This window comes from Brasilonema sp. UFV-L1 (assembly GCF_012912105.1).
In the GTDB taxonomy this organism is placed as follows: domain Bacteria; phylum Cyanobacteriota; class Cyanobacteriia; order Cyanobacteriales; family Nostocaceae; genus Brasilonema.
Genome location: NZ_QMEA01000027.1, coordinates 20,343 through 35,874, shown reverse-complemented (window position 1 = coordinate 35,874; position 15,532 = coordinate 20,343). Strand labels below are relative to the sequence as shown.

Sequence of the window (15,532 nt, the reverse complement as noted above, 5' to 3'; positions counted from 1 at the left end):
GGGACAGGAGTATTGCCTTCCAAATTTAACGTCTTCGGATGGAAGTCTGAGGTTAGCAAAACAAAGCCTGCGTAAGCAGGCTTTGAGTTTATGAGTAGCCACTGTTTGCTATTGTTTATTTTATAGAAAGTATTTTATAGAAAGACTCGGTTCAAGAAATCAGCACAACTATTGCCAACACATTAGCCAAAAGTCATGACAGCTAAACTGGAATTACCACAACAGCAACTGTCGAAAACATCAACTTTCATAGGAACTGCCTCGTTATTTGTCGCTCTGATTCCCATATCTTTGGCACCAGTCTTGGTCAAATTGTGCGAACGTGAAATTAGTGCAAATGCTGTCGTATTTCATCGTGCTTGGATTGCCACAATCGTCTTCGGGTTGTGGTGCGGACTTCAAACTTTGCTGCGTCAAAAGTCTGATGAGCAACCGATAGAACAGAAGCCTTTGACGAGAGGGGAACTGGCGCTATTGGTGGCAATGGGAACTGCAGGAGCTACGTATTTACTTTTGTGGGCTTGGTCCCTGACTCAAACTAGCGTTGCCAACGTGGCTTTACTATCTAATTTGAACCCCTTGTTTGTCGGCTTGGCGGGGTACTTGTTATTTGGTCGGCGCTTCGATAACAGATTCGTTATTGGTATGATTATGGCGGTAGGTGGGGCGATCGCCATTGAACTCAATAAGGTACAATTTGCGACTGACCAAATACTTGGTGATGCGCTCGCTTTACTAACTGCGATTTTTATCGCCGCGTATCTAATGTTGGTAGAACGCCTGAGAAGGCGATTTAGCACTGCAACTATTATGCTGTGGCGCTGCGGAGTCACAACAGTGTTTCTGTTGCCCGTCCTGCCCTCAGTCGAAGATAGATTGCTTCCCTATACATGGATGGGGTGGTTTTTCGTGATTTTCCAAGCTTTGTTGTGCCAAGTGTTTGGTCAAGGACTTTTGGCTTACAGCCTTAGTAAATTATCCTCAGGAGTTGTCGCCGTTACGCTGCTTCTCGAGCCAGTTCTTGCTTCTTTCTTTGCTTGGGTTATTTTCAATGAAAAAGTCAGTTTTTCTGATTGGGTAGCTTTCGTGGTCGTTTTATTCGGTATATATTTAGCTCAATCGAGTCAATCTGCCGTGAAAGCGACAAATTAAAGAGCTTGATTTTATGACAACTCATAAACAAACTCATAAACAAATATACATTCCTGGAATTATTGGAGGTAATGGTCCCCTTTCTCATACTGAGTTTGAGCGGAAGTTGATTGCAAAGAACGTTCAACGGGGTGCCCAAAGCGATCAGGAGCATCCCGTTTGGCTGCTTGTCAGTGCTGCTGATATTCCAGATCGAACTCAAAGTTTGCTAGGAGCAGCAGAAAGCTGTACTCCAATGCTTGTCAAGTATGGGCAGCTTTTGTACTCGGCTGGTGCTGATTTTCTAGTCGTCACCTGCAATACTGCCCACGCTTTTTACGAACAAGTGCAGCCACAGATCTCAATCCCTTGGATTCATCTGATAGATTCCACTGCCGAATTTATTCGCAGGAGTTACCCAAATATCAACAAAGTTGGTATCTTGGCAACTGATGGAACAATATATTCGCACTTGTATAGTAAGAGCTTGGCTTCTGTTGACCTAACCCCAATATCACCGCAGGTTGGTTCTTGCTTGCAGCAACTGGTGATGAAAGCTATTTACGATTGTGATTGGGGAATTAAGGCAACTGGCACTCAGGTTTCATCGCAGGCAATGAGCATCTTAGAAAAAGCAAGTTGCTCCTTAAAAGAGCAAGGAGCAGAGATAGCGATTGCTGGATGCACCGAATTATCGGTTTGTTTTGCCAGGATGAAAACATTAGCACTGCCTTGGGTCGATCCTTTGGATGTGCTTGCTGCGAACACTCTTGATTTAGCGTTTGGACGCCACCAGTTACCCTCTTCCTCCGTCAAGTAAGAACAGCAACCGTATTGCTGCAAACCTCTCAAGGTGTTTTCACAATGCTTTGAGATTCAATGGGTTGCAATCTTCCCATGCGCACCAAAGCTTGATGAACCATAGCAGCAACCTCAGCACGAGTTGCTTCTTGATTTGGAGCCAAAACTTGTAAGTCTGGGTGGTTGACTACAAGACGATTTTCTGTAGCTGCTGCTACCTTATCAAGGGCGTATTGAGGAATCTCTTTGGCATCTTTGTAGATGCTTAAAACTTTTTCAGGGGAAGAAGGGACTTTGAGATCTAACCCACTAGCAAGAGCAACTAAAACTTGTACTCGTGGAATTTTTTGATCTGGTTTGAAGGTGTTGTCTGGATAACCTTTTAAAAATCCAGTCGTGATCGATTGGTTAATTGCTGGAATTGCCCAAAAGTCTGCCGGTGTATCTTTGAAAGTTGTAGTATTTCCACCATTTCTTCTGTCAAAGGCTTGTTGCAAAATGGCAGCAAATTCAGCACGGTTTACAGGTTGGTTAGGTCTAAAAGAGTAATCAGGAAAACCTTTGATAATTCCACGAGATGAGAGAATATCAATGAAACGCCGTCCCCAAAATTCGGCAGGTACATCTGTAAAAGCGAGTGGTGGGGGAATTGTTGGCAATTTTTCACTCGGAGTGAGGACACGAGATTGTTCTGTAGTCGTGGTGGGAAAAGAGAAGAATGGATCTTGTGCTTGTGATGGTTCGTTTGGAGTTAAATCATAAACTGGAGGTAACTCATCGTCCGAGGTTTTTCCGTTAGTTGGGGATGGAGTGAGTGTTGGTTTTACACCAGGAAGAAGAAATGGAATTGGCTGTTGTTTAGGAATCCCAGGAAGACTTGGCATCACAGGAATCACAGGAGAAGCAGAGGAAGTTGGGTTCGGGGATGTCAACCCTGTGAAATTCCAATTAGAATTCTTACGGGAGAATGACCAAAACAGAATGACCCCAATAGTTGCAAAAGCAACAAGAATACCGATAAATTCATCAAAGCCAAGAGTATTGTTTGGAGATGACTCCGGATCTGAAGGATTCATATTTGTTATCTTTATAAAGAACAGGGAACAGGCGACAGAATAATGGTTATTAAGTAATAGGTTACAGTTTTTAGGTTACGGATTTGTTAAAATCCTTATAACTCTTATTTTTCAAAGGACTCGCAGCAAGCTAGGAATGGTGTCTACTGCTGCAAGAGTATGAATTTCTGTTAATGCTTGCCGAAAATCGCCTTCTCGAACATCGTGAGTGACAACAACAATTTCTGCAAGTTCTCCCTGAAAACCTGTTTGGACGATTGACTCTAAGCTGACTCCGTGATTACCAAAGCAAGTTCCCAATTTGCCAATCACTCCAGGTTGGTCTTGGGTGAGAAAACGAGTGTAAAATCGGGTGATAAGTTCTGCCATTGGCACAATTTGGCAGTAGTCTTGATGTCCGCACTTAAGCAGAGAATTTTGTACTGATGTACTTGTTTTGAGCACTGCTACGAGGTTCAAAATATCTGAGGATACAGCACTGGCTGTTGCCCCAGCACCAGCACCAGGACCAAAAAGCATCACTTGTCCTATGGGTTCACCTTCAATAAGAATAGCGTTATTCACGCCGTTGATACTCGCTAGGGGATGTGTTTTCGGGACTAAAGTGGGATGGACTCTGACTGAGATGGGAGATAAGGAGGATGAGGGTGTAGTTCTGTTGGCAATGGCAAGCAGTTTGATGACAAATCCTAATTTCTCGGCATAGGCAATATCTGTCTTACTGATTTGCCGAATCCCCTCACTGTAGACATCTTCTAGCTTAATACGTCCACTAAAAGCTAATGATGCGAGAATGGCGATTTTATCTGCGGCATCTAAGCCATCGACATCAGCAGTTGGATCAGCTTCAGCATAACCTAAGCGCTGGGCATCTGCTAAGACATCACTGAAGTGACTGCCTTCGGTTTGCATCCGTGAGAGGATGTAGTTTGTCGTCCCGTTAACAATCCCAGTGATCGTGTGAATGCTGTTGACACTTAAAGATTGCTTGAGAGGTTGAATGACTGGAATACCGCCACCCACGGCAGCTTCCAGCATAACGTAAACCCCAGCTTGATTAGCAGCGCTAAAGATTTCATCACCAAAACGGGAGATTGCTGCTTTGTTCGCAGTCACCACGTGCTTGCCATTTTGAATAGCTTTGAGGATGAGCGATCGCGCTGGTTCTAATCCCCCCATCACCTCGACCACAATATCTATCGCTGGATCAGTGACAATTGCCTCTAAATCTGTGGTTAACACGCTTTCTGGTAGTGTGACTGTGCGGGGTTTGTCAAGCGATCGCACTCCCACACGATAAATTTCTACTGACTGCAATAACGGGTGACGAAAACCGCTATTTTGTAACAATTGCACTGTACCCGTCCCTACAGTGCCTAATCCCAATATTCCTAGCTTTACACCCACAAGCTTTGTACCAATTTTAGATTTTGAATTTTAGATTCTTTTGTCAAATACAAAACAACAATAGTAGGGTAAGCATTGCCCACCCTACTAATTATCTTTCTTACTTACTTACAGTCTATAGCCTTTTGTCAAAAGCCTAATGACTCATGACTTATGACTAAATTAGTAAGTTTCTACGTGCCAACGACCAGCTTTCTTGAGGTCTTTTTGGTAATCACTCCAAGTCACGCCTTCTTTTGCAGCAGCTGCAGTCAGCGCCGCATCGATACCATCTTCCATACCCCGTAAACCGCAAATGTATGTGTGGGTTTTCTCTTCTTTAATCAATTTCCACAGTTCATCTGCGTGTTCTGCCACGCGATCTTGAATATACATTCTACCACCTTGGGCGTTTTTCTGTTCGCGGCTGATGGCATAAGTAAGGCGGAAATTGTCGGGATACTTCTGTTGTATTTCTTCCAGTTCTTTCTTATAGAGGATGTTAGGAGTTGTAGGAATACCAAATATCAACCACGAGAAGCCCTTGAACTGATAATCTGGGTTTGCTGCTCTTTCGTTGTCCATAAACATCCGCCACAGATAGGCACGCATGGGAGCGATACCTGTTCCTGTTGCCATCATAATCACTTTGGCTTCAGGGTCAGCGGGTAATAGCATTTCTTTACCAACTGGACCTGTGATTTTTACGTCTTCTCCTGGTTTAATGAAACACAGGTGTGTCGAGCAAACACCGTAGACTGTTTCGCCGCTTTCTGGGTGCTTGTACTCTAACTGACGCACGCAAAGAGAGACTGTTTTGTCATCCACATCATCGCCATGACGAGTTGAGGCGATTGAGTACAGTCTGAGTTTTTCTGGTTTGCCGTTCTTGTCCAATCCGGGTGGGATAATACCGATACTTTGACCTTCTACATAACGCAGATCACCATCAGAAATATCGAACTTGATATGCTGAACAATACCAATTCCGCCTTCTTCTACTAATGCTTCATTGGATATGCACTTACCAATAAATGGAGCGTTCGGACGGTAAATATTGACGGGAACGTCAGCGTGTGCTTCTTTTTTGGCTTTCGCTTGAGTCATGGTGTTGCCTTTTTTGTCTTTTTTGTTGGGCTGTTGCTCAGCTACAGGTGTGGCTTTACCATTTGCTTGATTGTTAGCAGTCTCAGCTTCACTGATCACACTTGCTGTAGAGATTTTTCCATTGAGTTGCTCCAAAGCGCTCAATTGCTGGATGCTAACAATTTTGCCACCTAGGCGAATGATACGCCGCATTTCCTGATTCATGCGGTTATAAGGCACTGTGATGAATACACTGCCACTTCTACGAATTGGGTAGTTCGTTTTATCAGTTTCTTCGCTCTGACGTAGACCCACCACTTCATATACGAAAACACGGCTACCTGATTCTGTGTTGGCAGCACCTTCAACAGCACCTTTTATGTACATTCCTTTTACCACTCCGATGTCTACTTAACCTTTTTTTGAAAATCCTTCCCAGCACAATGCGCCAGCTTTAGTTTACATGATTTTGGCTTGACAAAACTGGCGCTTTTTGGGAAGCGGCATCACTAGCCAATGCCTTCTACGTACACTCACCATAGACATGCAGGAGTTGTAAACACACACACCTGTTCACCTTCTAAAGTAGAGGATAAGTCTTTTGGAGAATGTTAATAATGAATCAATTTAATCTTTTTTTTTGAAGCACCACCTCCCAAAGAGGGGGATAACTTCTTACTGTCCGTTAAGTTTATAACTTCAGGAGCAGTTAGATTGGGAAACATCAATCACACTCAAGTTATTTGCGATCGAGTTTGACTCTCCCAATTTTGCTAGTTTCCCTCTTTCTACAAATCATGAATCTTGGAATTTTAGACATAACAATTCTAGCTGACTTTACATCTTCCATTGTGAGTATTTTTACAACTGAGGGGCAAAGTTCAGCGACAAAATTTTGATAGAGGAAAACCTCATATCAGTAACTAAAACAAGTTTTACTTGATGTGAAAAATCTGTCAACTACTACCAGTGTAATGCTAATATGCTCTGATTCAGAGTTTGAAGTGATATCTGAGGTGAGACGTAAAATCAGTGCTAAAAATCTTGTTATTCTCGCCACTGGCGCGTGGGATTTGATAAGTTCCTGATTTCAATATGGCAAGGACTGTCTAGCAATTAAAATTGACTAGATGTTAGTTTTCTTCTCCAAAAGAATTGAAAACAAATAAAAATACCGTATAAACTTATAAGTAGACTCACCAAGTGAAACCTTTCACACCACCACGCCGCTTACAGATGGTTGTCAAAATTTTGTTTGGTTTCTACTGACTGCAAAAGGAATCGAAAGTAAATACCAGCAAGCCTTGTATCGAGTACTTCCTTCTGTTACAATCCAATATAACACTAGGATTAAATACTTACCAGCAACAAATTCAGACTAGTCAACAGGTATCTGCCAACACAGTGTTGTGTACCCGTATAGTCTGTCATGACGCTGTTGGGGCGAAAACGCAGGATAAACCATTAGGTTACTCCTAGGTTGAAAATTGCTGTCAGAAAAATAATTGATTGATTCATCTTTAGTATCTAGAGGAGATTTATGACTAGTAAGCCGGAACGCGTGGTATTGATTGGAGTAGCCGGAGACTCCGGATGCGGTAAGTCTACTTTTTTGCGTCGCCTGATAGATTTGTTCGGTGAAGATTTAATGACAGTCATTTGCTTAGATGACTATCACTCATTAGACCGTAAGCAGCGTAAAGAAACGGGAATAACTGCACTTGACCCAAGAGCAAATAATTTTGACCTAATGTATGAGCAAATCAAAGCGCTTAAAGAAGGTCAAGCAATTAATAAGCCGATTTACAACCACGAGACCGGCGCTATTGATCCACCAGAAAGAATAGAGCCAAATCATATTATCGTGGTTGAGGGGTTACATCCTTTATATGATGAGCGGGTACGGGCACTCATCGACTTCAGTATCTATTTTGACATCAGTGATGAAGTCAAAATTGCTTGGAAAATCCAACGAGATATGGCAGAACGCGGTCACCGCTATGAAGATGTTTTAGCTCAAATCAATTCCCGTAAACCTGATTTTACAAAATACATTGAACCGCAAAGAGAATTTGCTGATGTGGTTCTCCAGGTATTGCCTACAAACTTAATCAAAGACGACAAAGAGCGCAAAGTCCTGCGAGTCCGTATGCTCCAGCGGGAAGGTAAAGAAGGCTTTACCCCAGTCTACCTCTTTGATGAAGGGTCAACAATTCAGTGGACTCCCTGTGGACGCAAACTGACCTGTTCTTATCCGGGTATGCAGCTATACTATGGCTCGGATGTGTACTACGGTCGGTACGTATCTGTGTTAGAAGTAGATGGTCAATTCGACAACCTCGAAGAAGTCATTTACATCGAAACTCATCTGAGCAACACATCCACCAACTACAAAGGTGAGATGACTCACTTGTTGCTTCAGCACCGCGAGTATCCTGGTTCCAATAATGGTACTGGCTTATTCCAAGTACTGACTGGTTTAAAAATGCGTGCTACTTACGAGCGATTGACGTCTAAGGAAGCAAAACTAGCTGCTAAGGTTTAGTTCAGGTAGCTCTTGTTGATGTCGAAGCTGTTGGGGGTGCTCACGGGTTTCCCCCGATTTTTGTCATCAAAAGCAGGTACGATTTTCATCTTAGCGTTTGCCTAGTTTTATCGTCATCTTTGTTGTTTTGTAAACAACGATAATCTAGTAGGGTAACTTTTATTTATCTTTAAAATAATCAGTCTTAAGTCATAATTTTAATAAAGGTAACATGACTTACGAACTGCGATTGTAAAAATATTGTTATGATGGCAGGTTAAAGTGGCTGAACTAGACACTTTCGTTTAGTCAGTGAGAAAAACCTTCTATGGAGGAATTACACTTGTCTCGTCGTTATTTATTTACCTCCGAGTCAGTGACCGAGGGGCATCCAGATAAAATCTGCGATCAGATTTCTGATACCATTCTAGATACCTTACTCTCACAAGACCCCAGTAGCCGTGTGGCTGCTGAAGTTGTGGTGAACACTGGTTTGGTACTGATCACTGGTGAAATTACCACTAAAGCGAATGTCAATTATGTGAATCTCGCTCGCAAAAAAATTGCCGAGATTGGTTACACCAATGCTGAGAACGGGTTCTGTGCAAATAGCTGCTCAGTGATTGTCGCATTAGACGAACAATCGCCTGATATTGCCCAAGGTGTGAACACTGCTCATGAAACTCGCGAGCAAAATAGTGATGAACTATTTGACTCAGTTGGTGCAGGTGACCAAGGTATCATGTTTGGCTTCGCTTGTAACGAAACACCAGAGTTGATGCCTTTACCTATCTCTCTTGCTCACCGTATTGCTCGACGACTGGCTGCGGTTCGTAAAACAGGTGATTTACCGTACCTGCGTCCTGATGGGAAAACGCAAGTGACCGTAGCATACGAAGACGGGCGACCTGTAGGAATTGATACCATTCTAGTTTCTACCCAGCATACAGCTACCATTGGTGACATCACCGATGAAGCAGCAGTACAAGCCAAGATCAAAGAAGATCTGTGGTCAGCAGTGGTCGAACCTGTATTCGGAGACATTGATGTTAAGCCAGATGCACAAACTCGCTTTTTTGTCAATCCAACAGGTAAATTTGTCGTCGGTGGTCCTCAGGGAGATTCTGGTCTAACTGGGCGTAAAATCATTGTTGATACCTACGGTGGTTACTCACGACATGGCGGTGGAGCCTTTTCTGGCAAAGACCCCACTAAGGTAGACCGTTCTGCAGCTTATGCTTCTCGGTATGTGGCGAAAAATATAGTCGCTGCGGGGCTTGCAGACAAATGTGAAGTCCAACTGAGTTACGCTATTGGTGTGGCGCGACCTGTCAGCGTGATGTTGGATACCTTTGGTACAGGTAAAGTTGATGACCAAATCTTACTGGAATTGGTCAAAAAGCATTTTGAACTGCGTCCAGCTGGCATTATTCATGCCTTCAATCTACGCAACCTGCCCAGCGAACGAGGCGGACGTTTTTATCAGGACGTCGCGGCTTACGGTCATCTTGGGCGGAACGATTTAGACTTACCTTGGGAGCGTACTGATAAAGCAGAATTGTTGCAGCAGGCGGCTAATAGTTTACTGTCGGCAACGATTGCATAAATACAATGAGGAGTTGGGAGACTAAATTAGTTTAATTTTTAGCTCTCTTGATTTCCCTAACCCCCCTAAAGGGGGGTTATTTGATCAACAATGTATGACTAAATAGTTAATAATGAGTCATGAATGAGATTTGTCTTTGTGTCTACTACTATAAGTAAAATCGCATATTATAATCTTTTTTGAGAATAAATTCTTTGAGTGACAAGATTGTGATAAGATTTCACTCCACATATAAAAATAAACGGATTATACAGTTTTATCAAGAAAAAAGTTAGAGTCATCCATCAGACTCATTCTGTTTTCGCAGTGTGCCTTTCGGGCATAGTTTGCACGACGAGTGAATCATTCGTATTAGTGACAAGCCGCACTCGCCTTCCTCAAATTCAAACTGTACTCGAAAGGGTGAGGGCATATTTTGAATTTCCCTGTCAGCTTAGCGTATACGCATGGCTTAGGGAATGTAGGGTTCCAACTGAGTTGGTTTATTCTGCGTTCGGAATTCTTCTCAACCCAAAATGTTACTAATTGCTTAATTATGATGATTTTTGTTTACAGCAAAGAAACATTGTTCAATCTTTATATGAAACTGCTCAAAGACAGTAGAAATCATGCTAACTATATTAAGTAGCCGTCACTATCTGCGTACGCCAGAACAGATGAAAATTTATTTTTTATTCTGCGTTGTGAGCATTTACCCTGCCTATACTCCGCCTCCGGTTAACAGTTGCTGGAGCGCCTAGCGAGGCGTTTGCGTAGTGCCCCCGCAAGGGGTATTCCTATAGGAGCTAGCCTGTTCTATTTTCGTGTAGCGTCTGGTGTCACCTGCCGTTCATTGGTAAAGATTACAGGCGTGTTGACAAATCTTTACATGACTCAATTTATTTTCCCCGGTCTACTATGATGTGTAGTCTTTAAAAAGAAGTATAGTTTTCCATAAAGACAAGAAGAATTGCCAGAAGCTGAAGAGAAACGCAAAAGAACAAAGGAGTATCAGCCCTGAAAAGGAATGAAAGATGTAGACAACTTTTGAAGAGTTCAGTGTAAGCGATAATAAGGGCGCTTTATAAAAACTTCATAGCAGATGCTTTAAAATTTAGCCTTGATTTCATACTTGAAAGTACATTCTTTAATTAAAAAGCCTGTGCTGCTGTTAAAAAAGAAGATGATGATCATATAGTAAGAGTTAATGACAAATTGAACGAAATCTTAGCTTTGAAAAAAATACGGTAACCTTTGCGGGAGGGCAAGGAGATTTGAGGGATGCAAGCTCAAAAGCCAACCGCTGTTGACAGCAATTTGGAAAGAACACAAGTGTCAGCCCAAGAGCCCTCTACTGATGAACTCCCAACTATAGAGTTTCCCTCGCCAGGGAAATTCAATGCCAGCTCTTGGCGTATTCATCAGAAAATTGGCTATGGGTACTTTCTGGCAATCGGGATTGGTTTTTTAGGCTCATTTACTGGGCTAGTCATATCGAATTTTTATTTGGGAATAGAAACTAAGCAACTGGAACATGCTCGGTTTCAAGCACAAGTGCTGGGTAGCTATAGGGATGCTTTAGTAGATGCACAATTGCACGGCTCTAACTTGATTGCTGTGGTAGACAATCCGCAACGCTTTTCTAGCACAAAAGCCGAATTGTTAAGCAGTGTGAAAAATGCTAAGAAGATTGAAGATAAAATTACAGGATTTATAGATAGCAAGCCTGGAAAATTAGCAGTCCCAGAAGATACTCTGCGAACTATATTGAATGACTCCTCCAGTAACCTGGAATCTTATGTTAAACAAATTGAGTCAATTTTACAGCAGTTTGAGGAGCAGCCAGAACAACAAAAGGTTTTTGTAGTCAGAAATGAGTTGTTGGGAGTGATGAGTGGTGAAACAGCTACACGGCTAGATGAAATACGTAAACGCTTAACTAACAACTTGCAAAGTGCTCAACAGCGAGAGCAGAAATTCACAACAGATCTGGCGATCGCAAAAGGAGTTGAAAAATTCATAGCCGTAGCAAGTATGCTAGTGTCAGTGGCGATCGCCGCCATTGTCGCATGGCGAACTTCTCGGGCGATCGCCGAACCAGTTATTATTGTCACTCAAGTCGCTGAACAGGTTGCCAAAAAGTCTAATTTTAATTTGCGAGCTCCTGTCAGTACAGAAGATGAAATTGGATCACTCGCCAAATCTCTCAATCGTTTGATTGAGCGGGTTTCTGAGCGAACGAAAGAATTGCAACAAGCTAAAGAATTAGCAGAAACTGCTAACAAAGCAAAAGGTCAGTTTCTGGCAAATATTAGTCACGAGTTACGCACACCGTTGAATGCTATTATTGGGTTAAGCCAACTACTACGCGATGATGCGATTGATTTTGGCATATCAAAAGATTTTATTGATGACCTTGAATCTATCAACGGTGCAGGTAGACATTTATTGATATTAATCAACGATATCCTCGACTTATCAAAAATTGAAGCGGGGAAAATGACTTTTTACCCAGAGACATTTGAACTCGCCGCGCTCATCAACAACGTTGTGTTCACAGTCAAGCCTTTGGTGGAAAAAAATGGCAACATTTTAGAAGTGAATTTTGATGGGGAGCTTGGTATTATGTACACGGACCAAACTAAGCTACGACAAGTACTGTACAATCTACTGAGCAACGCTGCCAAGTTTACCACAAACGGTAGGGTGAGATTTATAGTCAACAGAGAAATATTAGACATTCAAGGAAACCACACTCCTGGAATGATTACCTTTACTGTTGAAGACACAGGAATTGGTATGTCCTATCATCAACAGCAGCAACTGTTTAAACCCTTTTCCCAAGGAGATGCTTCGACAACCAAAAAATATGGTGGAACCGGATTAGGGTTATCAATTAGTCGTCACTTTTGTCATATGATGGGTGGTGAGATTTTTGTCACGAGTGAACCCGGAGTCGGATCAATTTTCACCGTTCGCCTTCCACTGATTGCTCGAGATTCGTCTTCTGGAATCAGCGGATTTTGATTTGTAGAATAAAATAAAGTTTCTTCTTTAAATTAAAGAGCTGTAAGCTCAGTTAACCCTCGCGACGCTCAAAAACTCAAAAATTATTTTATTTTGAATTTTGAATGAGCGAATGCGTGAATTTCCTTCACGGGGTATGGGGATTGATGATTAAGTTTTATGGAGCAGAGACTGAGCTATGATGGTTGTCGCTATGATTCGTCCAGGAATGTTACTTCAAGGGCGTTACCGAGTGATCTGTCAAATTGGTGGCGGTGGTTTTGGTAAAGTATTTGAAGTGGATGATGGCGGCACTCCCAAAGTCTTAAAAGTTTTGAGCCTAGAGCGTTTCCATAACCCAACAATCAAACAAAAGGCGATCGCCTTATTTCAACGAGAAGCTGAATTACTAACTCGTTTCAAGCATCCTGGTATTCCGCGCGTAGAGTCAGATGGGTATTTCACTTGGTCTGATGGCAATGGTGAGCCATTACACTGTTTAGTGATGGAGAAAATACCAGGTTTAAATTTGCAACAGTGGTTACAAGAGAGAGGAAATCAACCACTAACCACAGAACAAGCTCATGAATGGTTAATTCAACTCATAGAAATACTTAACGAACTGCATCAGCATCAATATCTTCATCGAGATATTAAACTCTCTAACATCATGCTAAAACCTGATGGACAACTGGTGCTGATTGACTTTGGTGCTGTTAGGGAAGTCACAAACTCTTATTTAGAAAAACAACAGGGTAAACATACTGGAACTGTACTTGTTTCTCCTGGGTTTACTCCTCCAGAACAAGCTGAAGGACACGCTGTTCCACAGTCGGATTTTTTCGCCTTGGGACGAACTTTTGTCTATTTACTGACAGGGAAATCTCCTCTCGATTTTCCGAAAAACTCAGAAACAGGAGAACTCATTTGGCGTGAGCAAGCACCAAGTGTTTCACCACAATTAGCAAACTTAATTGAGCGCCTCATCGCTCCTTTTCCTGGACAAAGACCTCAAAATTGCCAAACAATATTAAATTACCTGAAAGGCAATCAACAGCTTGAACCACTTTCTCAATATGGAACAGATACTTTACCACCAGATACAGAGATTGGAGTTAATAGTTTAGCTTTAAACAGCCTCTTAAAAAACACATTTTCTCTTGTCTTTAAGTCAGACAAAAAAGTCGTTGATAGACCAAACAAAATACAGGATAAGCTTTCCAAAAAAAAACGTTTTCAGTTTTGGTTGGCTGGTTTACTAGTCTTAGGTACTGGAGGCATAAATTTATGGAAAACTACCCCAGAAATAGCATTTAACCTTAATAATTTGGGATTTACAAAATACCAAGAGAAAAGTTTTGATACTGCCAAGATATATTATCACTTGGCTATGCTTATTAACCCAAAAATGCCAGAACCCCAGTATAATTTGGGCTTGCTTTATGAAGACGAAAATAAGATAACTCAAGCTCGCACTGCCTACCAAATGGCTGCCTTAAATGGGTTCGATAGAGCTTACAACAACTTGGCACGCTTGTACATTTTGGAGAAACAATATGGTGTCGTAGTACCTCTCCTACAACAAGGCTTGCAACGTGCTGAAGATGACAAAGCAAAATATGCAATGTTCAAAAACTTGGGTTGGGCATATTTAGAACAGGGAAATTACCAAGAAGCTCAAAACTACCTTCAAAAGGCAATTAATATTAATAGCGAGCGTGCTACTGCATATTGCCTTCAAGCCAAAGTTTTAGAAAAGCAAAATAATCAACAAGGAGAGTTATCAGCTTTAAAAAATTGTGTTAAATATAAAAAATCAGCGACGAAAGAAGAAAAACAGTGGTCTGATGAAGCAGCAACAAAAATTAGCAAAATATTGCAATCAGCCTCAATTTCTCAAACTTCAAGGACTCAATAATGAAGTTCAGTGCGCTACCAAAAAACTGGATAGTAAAGAGTAAAAAAACTAAAATTTCCGTTTGTTTATTTGCTTTTTGCTTATTGCTTTTCATATTAATCACACCAATTTTCTCAGCAGCACAGAGTACTCAAGTCAGTCAAATTCCCTTAGCCCAAGAATGCAAACGAGCCGACACTGGTGATCCTCGCAGTCCTAGCAACCCTGATATTCCCTACATTATCAGTCCTCGCCGAACGTTGCTACTAACTGACAAGCCAAAGCTACACTGGAATCAAGTTTTGGGTGTTAAAAGCTATGATGTCAGTTTACAAAAAGGTAATTCGGTTGTTTGGCAAACAAAAGTAAATACCAATCAAGTTGTGTATCCAGGAGAACCAAGACTAGAACCAGGTGTGGAGTATTCGCTGATTGTCAAAGCTGACAACGGTAAATTATCAACAGAAGAAAAACCAAATGCACGGGGTTTTAGTCTTTTACCCCAGGAAGAAACCCAAGTTGTAAAAGCAGCTATAACCCAACTTAATAATCAAAAAGTTTCTGACAAAGTCAAAGCTTTGCAATGTGCTTTTTTTTATATTGGTGCTGACTTAAAATCAGAGGCGATTGAGACACTAGAAGCTTTAATAACTAGTGGTATGAAAGAAGTTTCTATCTATCGAAAGCTTGGTTATCTTTACTGGCAAACAGGAGTCAATGCACGAGCTGAGATTCATTATTTAGATGCACAGAAATTGGCAAAAACTCGTAAAGATATTGTACAACAAGCGCAGATTGCCGAAACTTTGGGAGGTTTGTATCTAGCGGTAGATGACGAAAAAGAAGCTGTAAAATGGCTGACTCAAGCACGAGATAATTACAAAACCCTAGGTTATACGAAAAGAGTAGAAGAACTAGATAAGCAGATAAAAGAATTGAAAACAGACAAAGCTACTGTGTAAATTTTCAATCAAAATATAAATACTCGTATCCGGAATGGTGTGATTTCTGTTGGTATACATATATGTCTCTAACCGAAA

General features: G+C 41.6%; 10 protein-coding genes. 7 read left to right on the top strand and 3 right to left on the bottom strand.

Annotated features, from left to right (window positions below; genetic code table 11):
* The first annotated feature begins 195 nt into the window (after positions 1 to 195).
* Entirely contained in the window at positions 196 to 1,152 is a 957-nt protein-coding gene (locus DP117_RS11055; protein ID WP_169218354.1) for a DMT family transporter, read from the top strand.
* A gap of 13 nt (positions 1,153 to 1,165) precedes the next feature.
* Positions 1,166 to 1,951, top strand: a complete 786-nt coding sequence (locus DP117_RS11050) for an amino acid racemase (protein ID WP_169218353.1) — start codon at positions 1,166 to 1,168, stop codon at positions 1,949 to 1,951.
* A 28-nt stretch (positions 1,952 to 1,979) separates the two neighbouring features.
* Here DP117_RS11050 and DP117_RS11045 read toward each other — a convergent pair whose 3' ends face one another.
* The 3 genes from DP117_RS11045 to petH all read right to left on the bottom strand — a co-directional run bounded on the left by DP117_RS11045 (position 1,980) and on the right by petH (position 5,867).
* On the bottom strand, positions 1,980 to 3,008 hold the full coding sequence (locus tag DP117_RS11045) for an S-layer homology domain-containing protein (protein WP_211176042.1): 1,029 nt from the start codon (positions 3,006 to 3,008) through the stop codon (positions 1,980 to 1,982).
* Between the two features lie 111 nt (positions 3,009 to 3,119).
* A complete protein-coding gene (locus DP117_RS11040; protein ID WP_169218352.1) occupies positions 3,120 to 4,415 on the bottom strand; it encodes a homoserine dehydrogenase in 1,296 nt (431 codons plus the stop codon).
* 162 nt (positions 4,416 to 4,577) lie between these two features.
* On the bottom strand, positions 4,578 to 5,867 hold the full coding sequence (gene petH / locus DP117_RS11035) for a ferredoxin--NADP reductase (RefSeq protein ID WP_169218351.1): 1,290 nt from the start codon (positions 5,865 to 5,867) through the stop codon (positions 4,578 to 4,580).
* Positions 5,868 to 7,020: 1,153 nt separating this feature from the next.
* Between petH and DP117_RS11030 the strand changes: the two genes are divergently transcribed.
* From DP117_RS11030 to DP117_RS11010, 5 genes are all read left to right on the top strand, one after another.
* Positions 7,021 to 8,025 (top strand): phosphoribulokinase, encoded by a 1,005-nt coding sequence (locus DP117_RS11030; protein WP_169218350.1) that lies wholly within the window; start codon positions 7,021 to 7,023, stop codon positions 8,023 to 8,025.
* Positions 8,026 to 8,347: 322 nt separating this feature from the next.
* Positions 8,348 to 9,610, top strand: coding sequence for a methionine adenosyltransferase (gene metK / locus DP117_RS11025; RefSeq protein ID WP_169218367.1), 1,263 nt, complete (start codon positions 8,348 to 8,350; stop codon positions 9,608 to 9,610).
* A 1,260-nt stretch (positions 9,611 to 10,870) separates the two neighbouring features.
* The gene (locus DP117_RS11020; protein WP_169218349.1) at positions 10,871 to 12,616 is read left to right on the top strand and encodes an ATP-binding protein; all 1,746 of its coding nucleotides are present in this window, start codon (positions 10,871 to 10,873) and stop codon (positions 12,614 to 12,616) included.
* 178 nt (positions 12,617 to 12,794) lie between these two features.
* Complete coding sequence (locus DP117_RS11015; RefSeq protein ID WP_169218348.1) at positions 12,795 to 14,513, top strand: serine/threonine-protein kinase; 1,719 nt, start codon at positions 12,795 to 12,797, stop codon at positions 14,511 to 14,513.
* Positions 14,513 to 15,454 carry a tetratricopeptide repeat protein gene (locus DP117_RS11010; protein WP_211176041.1) on the top strand — a complete coding sequence of 314 codons (942 nt, stop codon included), beginning with the start codon at positions 14,513 to 14,515 and terminating at the stop codon, positions 15,452 to 15,454. Before DP117_RS11015 ends, DP117_RS11010 begins: the two co-directional genes overlap by 1 nt.
* Positions 15,455 to 15,532: the final 78 nt, after the last annotated feature.

Excerpts from the sequence above, each read along its gene's own strand:
- DP117_RS11050 (WP_169218353.1), top strand. The coding sequence starts at position 1,166 with ATGACAACTCATAAACAAACTCATAAACAAATATACATTCCTGGAATT.
- DP117_RS11015 (WP_169218348.1), top strand. The coding sequence starts at position 12,795 with ATGATGGTTGTCGCTATGATTCGTCCAGGAATGTTACTTCAAGGGCGT.
- DP117_RS11030 (WP_169218350.1), top strand. The coding sequence starts at position 7,021 with ATGACTAGTAAGCCGGAACGCGTGGTATTGATTGGAGTAGCCGGAGAC.
- DP117_RS11045 (WP_211176042.1), bottom strand. The coding sequence starts at position 3,008 with ATGAATCCTTCAGATCCGGAGTCATCTCCAAACAATACTCTTGGCTTT.
- DP117_RS11020 (WP_169218349.1), top strand. The coding sequence starts at position 10,871 with ATGCAAGCTCAAAAGCCAACCGCTGTTGACAGCAATTTGGAAAGAACA.
- DP117_RS11010 (WP_211176041.1), top strand. The coding sequence starts at position 14,513 with ATGAAGTTCAGTGCGCTACCAAAAAACTGGATAGTAAAGAGTAAAAAA.
- DP117_RS11055 (WP_169218354.1), top strand. The coding sequence starts at position 196 with ATGACAGCTAAACTGGAATTACCACAACAGCAACTGTCGAAAACATCA.
- petH (WP_169218351.1), bottom strand. The coding sequence starts at position 5,867 with ATGTACATAAAAGGTGCTGTTGAAGGTGCTGCCAACACAGAATCAGGT.